9 protein-coding genes are annotated in these 10,108 nt (G+C 42.7%); 6 read left to right on the top strand and 3 right to left on the bottom strand.

Annotation, left to right across the window (positions count from 1 at the left end; genetic code table 11):
• The first annotated feature begins 435 nt into the window (after nucleotides 1-435).
• Entirely contained in the window at nucleotides 436-888 is a 453-nt protein-coding gene (hpaR, locus tag JK188_RS14350) for a homoprotocatechuate degradation operon regulator HpaR (protein WP_036954025.1), read from the top strand.
• Between the two features lie 249 nt (nucleotides 889-1,137).
• Here hpaR and JK188_RS14355 read toward each other — a convergent pair whose 3' ends face one another.
• The 3 genes from JK188_RS14355 to cptA form a co-directional block, all read right to left on the bottom strand.
• Nucleotides 1,138-3,144, bottom strand: coding sequence for a BCCT family transporter (locus JK188_RS14355; protein ID WP_211886586.1), 2,007 nt, complete (start codon nucleotides 3,142-3,144; stop codon nucleotides 1,138-1,140).
• 525 nt (nucleotides 3,145-3,669) lie between these two features.
• Entirely contained in the window at nucleotides 3,670-4,125 is a 456-nt protein-coding gene (locus JK188_RS14360) for a hypothetical protein (RefSeq protein WP_036954029.1), read from the bottom strand.
• A gap of 207 nt (nucleotides 4,126-4,332) precedes the next feature.
• On the bottom strand, nucleotides 4,333-6,042 hold the full coding sequence (gene cptA / locus JK188_RS14365; protein ID WP_211886585.1) for a phosphoethanolamine transferase CptA: 1,710 nt from the start codon (nucleotides 6,040-6,042) through the stop codon (nucleotides 4,333-4,335).
• A gap of 368 nt (nucleotides 6,043-6,410) precedes the next feature.
• Here cptA and JK188_RS14370 point away from each other — a divergent pair, with 368 nt between their 5' ends.
• From JK188_RS14370 to JK188_RS14390, 5 genes are all read left to right on the top strand, one after another.
• Complete coding sequence (locus JK188_RS14370) at nucleotides 6,411-7,589, top strand: ion channel (protein ID WP_036954033.1); 1,179 nt, start codon at nucleotides 6,411-6,413, stop codon at nucleotides 7,587-7,589.
• A 33-nt stretch (nucleotides 7,590-7,622) separates the two neighbouring features.
• Nucleotides 7,623-8,240: a cytochrome c biogenesis heme-transporting ATPase CcmA gene (ccmA, locus tag JK188_RS14375; RefSeq protein ID WP_211886584.1), complete on the top strand. Its 618-nt coding sequence runs from the start codon at nucleotides 7,623-7,625 to the stop codon at nucleotides 8,238-8,240.
• Nucleotides 8,240-8,905, top strand: a complete 666-nt coding sequence (gene ccmB / locus JK188_RS14380; protein ID WP_036954037.1) for a heme exporter protein CcmB — start codon at nucleotides 8,240-8,242, stop codon at nucleotides 8,903-8,905. Before ccmA ends, ccmB begins: the two co-directional genes overlap by 1 nt.
• Before the next feature lie 68 nt (nucleotides 8,906-8,973).
• Complete coding sequence (locus JK188_RS14385) at nucleotides 8,974-9,360, top strand: thioredoxin family protein (protein WP_211886583.1); 387 nt, start codon at nucleotides 8,974-8,976, stop codon at nucleotides 9,358-9,360.
• Nucleotides 9,348-10,043, top strand: coding sequence for a sulfite exporter TauE/SafE family protein (locus JK188_RS14390; protein WP_211888658.1), 696 nt, complete (start codon nucleotides 9,348-9,350; stop codon nucleotides 10,041-10,043). Before JK188_RS14385 ends, JK188_RS14390 begins: the two co-directional genes overlap by 13 nt.
• Nucleotides 10,044-10,108: the final 65 nt, after the last annotated feature.

A 10,108-nucleotide genomic window follows, 5' to 3' on the forward strand; every position in this document is an offset into this window, starting at 1 on the left:
TTCTGAGTAATTATTAATATATTAATAAAGTATTATTTTGTAATAAGCAATAGCTTTATGGAAATGTTAATTTTAATTGTGATCTTATTAACATAATAAAGGGGTCTTCATGTAACTGACTGTATATAATGAGTTTATTATTTTTTTAACTTTTAAAAATTTACAATATATTAACTTTGATTTTTTGATAAAATTTATTTACTCATTAATATTTTGGTGTTTTTCTTTGTGATTGTTAGTACTGCATGCTACTCTTGCATTTAAGATAATTGAGTGTGTTGCAGTTACCCTATGATTTATTGCTAACCCTAAAGCGACGTTAAAAACCGTCGCGTTAAAAATGGCAGCGTTAAAAATGGTAACCAGCACGGAGGCTGACTAACCCCCGGTAGTGGGTGTTTCATAACTTTAAATAGCGTGGTGAGTTTTAAGCTTATGCATGAATCATTGACAATTGCATTATTACAGGCGCGAGAGACCGCAATGGGCTTCTTTCGACCGATATTAAAGTCCTATAATTTGACCGAACAGCAATGGCGTATCATTCGCGTGTTAGCGGATAATCGCTCTATTGATTTTCATGAATTATCAGTGCAAACCTGTATTTTGCGTCCAAGCTTAACGGGGATTTTGACTCGTATGGAACGCGAAGGGCTTATTTTCCGTTTAAAGCCATTGAATGACCAACGTAAACTGTATGTCTCACTGACCCCTACAGGGCAAGAGTTGTATGACAAGGCACGTCAGGAAGTTGAAGAGGGTTATCAAAAGATTGAACAGGCTTTCTCTCAAGAGAAAATGCAGCAACTGACGGCTCTGCTGGATGAGTTGATTGCGCTGGAGAGCCCGGATTATAGTAGTATTATGGATAGAAGCAAGACAGCCTAAATACTCGTCATACTTTGAACCGCAGCGTTGTTGGTTGCGCTCAGCTACTCGGGTCACATACTTGTGTATGCTTCCCGAGATAGCTTCTCTTACCATCTAAATACTCGTTATACTTTGAACCGCAGCGTTGTTGGTTGCGCTCAGCTACTCGGGTCACATACTTGTGTATGCTCCCCGAGATAGCTTCACTTACCGCCTAGCTGCAATTCAAATTATTTAGAGTATTGTTTTTCTGGCATATTTTAGTGATCACTTGCCGAGCAAGTGCAAGAAGTGAATATGTTTTTCATACTGGTCGAGGATGTCATGAATGATCTGCTCTTTCGCCCAGCCCATCACGTCGTAATCCTGCCCACCTTCTTTTAAGTGAATTTCTGCGCGATAGTATTTTTGCTCTTCACTGCGCTCTTCATCACTGTCTGTTCCCATACCTGCTAGGGCAAAGGCTGGCTGAATATAGTAACGTAGGCGAACTTCGTATAAAAAGTTCATATCTTCGCCTAAATCCACCTCAAATCCGATCCTATCGTCTTTATCGGTATGGATATGGCAAACCGTGCCTTGCTTGGCGAGCTCCTCAGAAACCATCTCCATGGATGGTTTCACGGACTCTTCCATAAAGCGTTTTACATGAGCGCGTTTCGGGAAATAGACAATATTACGTAAGCGGCGCTGCCACGGAATCGGGTTACGGCTTGCGGTTGGGGCGATGGTAGCTAATTGTTGGCTATCACGCTTATAGGCATCCACTCGTAACGCTTTGAATAATCCATAAATGGAGACAAGCAGAACAGCGGCGAATGGTAAGGCACTAGCGATGGTTAAGGTTTGCAGCGCCTGCAATCCTCCCGCCAACAGCATGGTGATTGCCACAACACCCATTAATCCAGCCCAGAAAATACGTTGCCAGACTGGCGTATCGGAATCGCCACCCGAGGCGAGGGTATCGACCACCATGGCACCGGAGTCTGCGGAGGTGACAAAGAATACCACCACCATCAACATGGCGAAGAAAGATAATACTGTTGAGAACGGGAAGTAAGTTAGAAATTCAAATAGGGCGAGTGACACATCCGATTGCACCGTTTCTGCCAGTCGGGTTGCCCCTTGGTTTTTGATTAAATCAATGGCGGTATTACCAAAGAACGTCATCCACATCAGGGTAAAGCCCGCAGGAACAAACAGCACGCCAGTGACAAACTCACGAATGGTACGACCGCGAGAAATTCTTGCGATAAACATCCCAACAAATGGTGACCATGATAACCACCAGCCCCAATACAGCAACGTCCAACCCCCTAGCCAATCACTGGATTTAGGTTCGTAGGCATACAAGTTAAACGTTTTGCTGACGATCTCTGAGAGATATCCCCCCGTATTTTCCACAAAGGATTTTAGCAATAAGACCGTCGGACCTAAGATCACAATCAACAGTAACAATAGGAAGGCGAGACCGAGGTTCAGCTCAGATAAAATACGGATCCCTTTATCTAACCCAGAGACGACGGATAAGGTTGCAAGAGCCGTGAAGGTGATAATCAAACCAACTTGCACGGTCTCATTCACCGGTAAACCGAACAGATGATTCATTCCGGCGTTAACTTGCAGTACCCCAAAGCCAAGAGAGGTCGCGACACCAAACACAGTACCCACCACCGCAAACACATCCACAGCATGACCTAAAGGGCCATAAATTCGGTCACCGATAATCGGGTATAGAGCTGAGCGCAGGGTGAGCGGTAAACCGTGGCGATAGCTGAAAAAGGCTAAAATCAAGGCAACAATGGCGTAGATAGCCCAAGCGTGTAATCCCCAATGGAAGAACGTCAGGCGCATGGCTTCTTTGGCGGCTTCTACGGTTTGCGGATCCCCTACTGGCGGGTTGAGATAGTGCATGACGGGCTCGGCAACGCCGAAGAACATCAAGCCAATCCCCATACCTGCGGAGAACAACATGGCAAACCAAGAGACATAGCTGAAATTGGGCTGTGCGTGGTCAGGACCTAGTTTTATCTGTCCATAACGCGAGAGTCCCAGATAAGTCACACTCAACAAAATGATGGCGACAGCGAGAATGTAAAACCAGCTGGCGTTGTTAAATAAATTCTTTTGAAGATGACTTAGATGAGATTCTGCCATTTCAGGCATTAAGGCGGCAAAACCGACGATAAGCAGAATAATGATAGCCGAACTGTAAAATACAGGGGGGCTGATTTTGGAGCGTACTTTTTTGTTTTCAGTCACGTTTTGACTCATAACGACCTTCTTTGATTTTTATTTTATTTTTTGCATACCAATCTTAAGGGGGCATGCGGCGAGCTGTCCTTCTGAATGAAACAATAGGTTATTGCGAAAGGGTTTCCCTGTAGGAAACGAAATAGAAAGAACAATAAAATGGCTAAATTGTGAGTGTTGATAACGGTGATTTACGGCTGAATTATCAACAAAAATTGGTAAGTGGTGACCCCCTTTGAACCCTGTGATGAACAAAAAACGAAAGGGTATACTGCCATGGTAGGCATCAATGATCAACCTAAGCGGTAAAATGAAAATAAATAAAGGGTGTAAATTTCATGTTATTTATCAATTCATTGTTTATTTATCTTACTGTATTTTGGTGTTATTTATAGAAATGTAGCCAAGTGAGCGAAAGAGATAATTATGTGGTTAAAAATAGCCTTAAAGCGGGCTAAATAGCAAAATGAATTAACGCTTATGCGTATAAAAAAAGCAGACAATATCGGTCTGCTTTGGAATGAAAAAAGGGGAAAATGCGATGATTTATTTCTTCGCATCATTCTCTGATTTTAACGCTTCAGTTTTGTCTTTAGCGTCAGTGGCGAGTTCGTCAGCTTTGTTTATAGCATCCGTTTTCATGTCTTGCGCTTTTTCTGAAAACTCACTAGATGCTTTGTCATACTGTTCTTTGAGCTTATCGGCGGAGTCGGATGCATCTTGTTTCAGCTCATCCGCTTTTTTCTCACCTTGGTCTGCTAACTCTTTGGCTTTGTCTGAGAGTTCAGATGCTTTGTCTGAAGCATCGTTTTTCACATCTTGCGCGGTGGCTTTTGCGCTATCAGATAACTCAGTCGCTTTTTGCTCAGTCGCGTCTTTTAACTGAGTAGCTTTTTCTTCGACTTGTTGAACCGCGTCATCTTTTTTTGATGAATCATCACAACCAGCGACAAGGGTTAAAACGCCAGCAACAACAAGAGAAGAAATGATTTTATGTTTCATTATTAATTCCTTAACAGGTCATGTTAGAAAAATACTAATTAAACGGTAAATTCATTTGTGGCTAAAATACCGACATAGACACATCAAAATGTAGCACACGAAATGGCGAAAGATCCATGTAGCGTCTGTAAAGATGTGTGGGATGGAGCTTGTGTGGGAATGAGAGAGAGCGCAAGTGAGTAAACACCCACTTGCGCTAATTGAGGGTTATTTCTTTAAGTCGTCATACAGCATCATGGATGCTTTATTTTCTGGGTCGCCAATCCAACGAGGCTGTGGTTGGTACTCATTGTTAATCAGACTTTTTTGTGGCTCAAATCCGGTGTACTTCAGACCTGCCAAATCAGACCATGTATAGATAAAGTCCATAGTGCTGTATGGGCGTGCGGTTTTATCTTTCAAGTCAAATTGATGAGTCTGTAACCATTCTGGCGACTGCCATACTAAGAATGGAACGTTGTACATCACTTTGCTTGGCTTGCCTTCGCTACGGCCTAACATTTCATGTGGTGGTGTGTCGTAAACATCCTCACCGTGATCGGAGAAGAAGACTAAGAAGCCATTTTCTTTTGAAGAATCGAAATCTTTAATCAGCGTAGAAACCACATAGTCATTGTAATGCTGAGCATTATCATAGGCATTGTAATCTTTGATTTGGTCGCCTTTTAAGTTGGTTGGCACTGGGCTATTGCTATCGGTGAAGATGGCTTTATCTTCAGGATAACGGAACTCATAGCGCATATGGGTACCCAACAGGTGCACCACAATAAATTTCTTCTCAGCAGGATCAGCTAAGGCTTCTTTGAATGGGTCGAGCACCACGTCATCATAAATACGGGAGCTTTGCGCCATATCGTTGTTCAAATAATATTGCTTATCGGTTTGACGAGAGAACGCCGTTAACAGGGTGTTTCGCTCAGTCATGGTTTGCTGATTGGTGATCCAGAACGTTTTAAAGCCAGCTTGCTTCATCATATTCATAATCGATGGGCGGGAATTAAACAGATCAGGCTCAGTTTCTGAAGCAAAAGTTAAAATCTGTTGCAACGCTTCGATGGTATAAGGGCGTGGCGTGACCACATCATTAAAGACCGTCAAATTGTTTGGATACTGTTTTTCCAGTTGATCAAGCTCTGGCGTTGTTTGACGAGAATAGCCATACAAGCTCATTCTGTCGCGGCTGGTGGATTCACCAATCACCAACACAAACGTTCTTGGGGTATTGCCATTGGCATCAACAAAATTTTCTAACGGTGGAATTTTGCTGTTGTCGCGGATTAATTCTTCCATGTTTGCCAGTTGGTTCTTATACAGGAAGTAACCACTTACAAACTGCCACGGTGCGGCATACGCTAATTTACTGTTAACGTAGGAAACGACGTTCTCAAAAGGACGCTGCTGTTTGATGGCTTTATTGTAGTAAGGCACACCAAATAGCACGATTAGAACGAGCGCGGACACAATCACGCGCCCAGTCACTGGCAACGTGACGGGTTTCAAACGAGTCCATAGGAAAATAGCGCCGAGGGTGTAAGCCAAAATCACTGCAATCACTTTAAAGCTCAGATATTGGCGTAAGAATTCACCCGCCTCGTTGGTGTTGGTTTCGAACATCACAAACATCACACTTTGGGATAATTGATGTCCATACACCACGAAATAAGCGAGAGCGACGACCGAGGATAGCCATAAAACAATCCCGATTAGGCCTGCCACGAGTTTGATTTTTCGAGGGAAAAATAGCGCGGGAACGAGCCAGAGTGAGCTATAGAGTAAAGAATCTCTTAACCCGATGGTGTTGCTTTGCCCGGTAACAACCACATACAGCTGTAGTAAAGATGAAAAATACCAGAAAAATATTAACAGCCAGAACAAGGACATCCAGCTAAACTTTCCTGCTTTTATCGAATTAACCATAAATTTTTAGCTCTTAATTATTAGTTTCGTTAAGTAACAATCAAAACATAGTCGAAAAATCGTTTTTTAGATAGATAGTTATCGAGTAAGTTCAAATTATATTAAGAATGTGTTTACTGTTTTATTGTTTATTGTAGATGCAGATAAGGACTAATTTATTACATTGTTTATCAATGATTTTTAAATCATTTATAAATTTTTCTTTTTGGCGCTCATTTAATGATTAACCTATTAAGAAATGAGGCTTTCCTTCACATTTTTCATTTATTGCATAAGCAATGGAATTGATATTATTCTTTGTTAATCTATTAGCTAGAAATACTGATGGCATTTAATTGATAGGGGATGCTTAATGCGAGGCATAAACGATGCTAGATAACGCCTTTGTGGCTTTTTTGAAATCCGCTTTAGCCGTGAGAATTCTGCTCTCCATTTTGATTATTGTTGATGGCGGGCTCATCTTAAAGCCCATCTTAAGTGCTTACACAGACTATATCGATTGGCGCCAAAGTGGATTTACCGAGTGGTTAAAATCCTTAGGGTTTATGAAATTGCTGGATATTCCCCGCTTCTTGTTGGGTATCTCGCTTATCTTTCTTTCGCTATTTATGATCAATGGCGCGCGCATTGCATGGGTTTTCGCACTCTTATTATTGGCAATCATTGCCTTTGTTGACTTAAAAGTGGCGACGGAACATGTGCGACAAGGTTATTTCTCTTTTGGCTTGTTTGTCGCATTAACACTCTTTTGGAAACTGTACCCTCGACACAGTATCAGTAGCGCGGGGTTTGTGGCGCTCACCTGTATTATTTCATTATTGCTCTATTCCATTTTCGGTACGCTGTATATCGGCGATGAATTCTTACCCGTTGTGAAGGATGGCACCACGGCATTTTATTTTGCGCTGGTGTGTATGACGACCGTAGGGTTTGGCGATATTGTTCCTGTCACCCTGGATGCTAGGGTCTTTACGGTGACTGTAATTATCTTAGGGATCACCATTTTTACGACCTCCGTAGTGTATGTGGTAGGCGTATTAGCCAAAGGTACCAAAGAGATTGTTCGCAAGAGGTTTTCATATATGAAAAATCATTATGTGGTGATTGGTAGTACACCGATGGCGGTTAACGTCTATCAAGCATTGAAAAAACGGGAACTGCCTGTCGCCGTGATTTGCCAAGAAAGTCACCGCAGCCACTATCCCGAAAAAGATAATATCGTGACAGGAGACCCAACGGACTCCGCTTTATTGGCAGAAGCCAATGTGAAACAGGCGAAATGTGTGCTGATCATGACCGATAGTGACTCGTTAAGTACCTTTGCCTTGCTCGGTGTAAAAGCGCAATCGGGCAGTAAAAGCGAAGCAAAAACCGTGGTATTGGTTAACCAAGAGTCAAACATGGATAAAATCCGTTTGCTGAACCCGGATATGCTGTTTTCACTCTCGTCCCTTGGCTCGGAAGTTTTGATGCAAGTGCTTTGCGGTGAAACAATTTCTAATGACAGCATTAGTGATATGCTGCTGAACAAAATTACAAAAAGCTAGCGACCTCACGGATGTTAAAAGGAACTCAGCCCCATGTTAAGTGCGGATAAAATTACCTGCCATCGACAAAATAGAACGCTATTTCGGCAGCTGGATTTTTCGGTTATGCCGAACCAAATTTTGCAGGTCGAAGGACCCAACGGGGCAGGGAAAACCACACTGTTACGCATGATGGCTGGGTTATTAAAGCCGGATGAAGGTGAAATTTTATGGCAGCAGCACTCCATTGAAAAACTTAAGGAAGAGTTTACTCGCCACTTGCTGTATCTGGGGCATAAACCGGCTGTAAAATCACTGTTAACCCCCTATGAAAACCTGAAGTTTTATTACCAAATGCACCACCAAGAACCTGAAGGCGATAAAATTTGGTCTGCGCTAGAAGAAGTCTCTTTGATGGGGTATGAGGATATTCCTATCGGGCAGCTTTCAGCAGGGCAACAGCGCCGAGTCAACCTTGCCCGCTTATGGTTAAGCGATGCGCCACTGTGGATTTTGGATGAGCCATTCACGGCTATTGATGTGGCGGGAGTAAATCGTTTAACTGAGTGTTTTCATCAACATGCAGAGCAAGGTGGCATGATTTTATTTACGTCGCACCAAGCGATGACAGGGCACTTTGGGACATTAAAACTGACAGGTGGGTACGAGTGATGTTTTGGCTATTAATAAAAAGAGAGCTTAAAATTGCCTTTCGTAGCTTCTCCGAATTGGTTAACCCACTGTGGTTTTTCTTAATCGTCATCACGCTTTTTCCATTGAGCATTGGCCCTGAACCGCAATTATTGGCACGGATCTCTGTGGGGATTTTTTGGGTTGCCGCCATTTTATCGTCGTTGCTTTCGTTAGAACGTTTATTTAAAGATGACTATCTGGATGGCTCGTTAGAGCAATTATTGCTGGCACCACACCCTCTGTTTATCACGGTTTTAGCCAAAGTGATTTCCCACTGGCTAGTGACAGGACTGCCTCTGGTGCTACTGTCTCCTGTTGCAGCGGTAATGTTATCAATTAATGGCGACACATTATTGGTGCTAGCGGGGACGTTACTGCTAGGAACGCCAGTATTGAGCTTTATTGGTGCGATTGGTGCTGCGCTCACCGTATCATTAAAAAAGGGGGGCGTACTGGTCAGTTTACTGGTGCTACCGCTGTATATTCCGGTGTTAATTTATGCGACGGGCACGATGGAAGCATACAGTTTTAATATGCCTCTTGGCGGATATTTTGCGATCCTCGGCGCACTATTTGCCGCAAGTATCACCTTTTCTCCGTTGGCAATTGCTGCCGCATTGAAGATCAACGTGAGTAACAGCTAGGGGAGATTTTTTCCAATTGAGCTGATACAGTCGGTGATGTGATGCTCAGTGTAAAAGGAAAAAACGTCATGCCCGCTGTTCCCCTCATCAGTAGCGATAATTTTAGCCGGTTGTTATCTGACCCGATGCAGCCGAGCGGGCAATGGGCGTTAATCTATTTTTGTGCATCATGGTGCCAGCCATGTAAGAGCATGCAGCCTATCTATTTACAACTCACGGATTACTTTTCTGATAATGGTACGCACTTTGGCGGTCGTATAAATTTTGGTGGCAGTATAAATTTTGGAATAGTAGATATCGCTCAATCTCCGACAATAGCCCCTCAGTATGGAATTAAATCCGTGCCGTCCATTGCCCTTTTCCTCGATTCTCGTCTTGTGGATTTAATGGCGGGGGAATATCAACTTTCATCGCTGGTTACCCAAATAGAAAATAGGTTGCTATGTTCACATTAATATTAGAAGGCTTGGTAATTGGCTGCCTATTAGGATTAACGGGCGCTGGTGGCGGTATTTTAGCGGTTCCTGCATTGATGACATCTCAAGGATGGGGTGTCGCACTCGCCGCGCCTGTAGGGTTATTGGCGATTACATTGGCAGCACTGGTCGGTGTTATTCAAGGGCTTATTCAGCAGAATATTCGTTATAAAGCGGCTATTTGGATTGCATTAATTAGCATTCCTACCGCGAAATATGGGGTTTATTTAGCACACATTATTTCACCCCAATGGCTGACTTTAGCATTTAGCTTCGTCATGCTGGTGGTTGCATATCGTATTGTTTTTAAACAGGTAATTGAAGATGATGATGCTCCGTGCAAAATAAATCAGCAAACGGGAAAATTTATTTGGAATATCAAAACGGCATCTATATTAGGGGGAATTGGATTAGTTGCTGGATTACTGACGGGGCTATTAGGCGTAGGCGGCGGGTTTATTATTGTGCCTGCAATGAAAAAGTTCACCAATTTAAACCTTAAAAGTATTATTGCCACCTCGCTGATGGTGATATTTCTCATTGGCAGCATTAGTATTTCAATTAATATATTGAATGGCTTTGAATATCCATTAGAGGTGAGTACAACCTTTATTTTAGCCTGCGTTTTTGGGTTGATTATTGGGCGTTTTTTGATTGGCTGATTGATTTCACTGAGCTGGTTCGTGGATAAAAAAATCCCGCCCCTGACTAGGCGGGAACATTGCAA

Source organism: Providencia sp. JGM181 (assembly GCF_018257375.1).
Lineage (GTDB): Bacteria > Pseudomonadota > Gammaproteobacteria > Enterobacterales > Enterobacteriaceae > Providencia > Providencia lanzhouensis.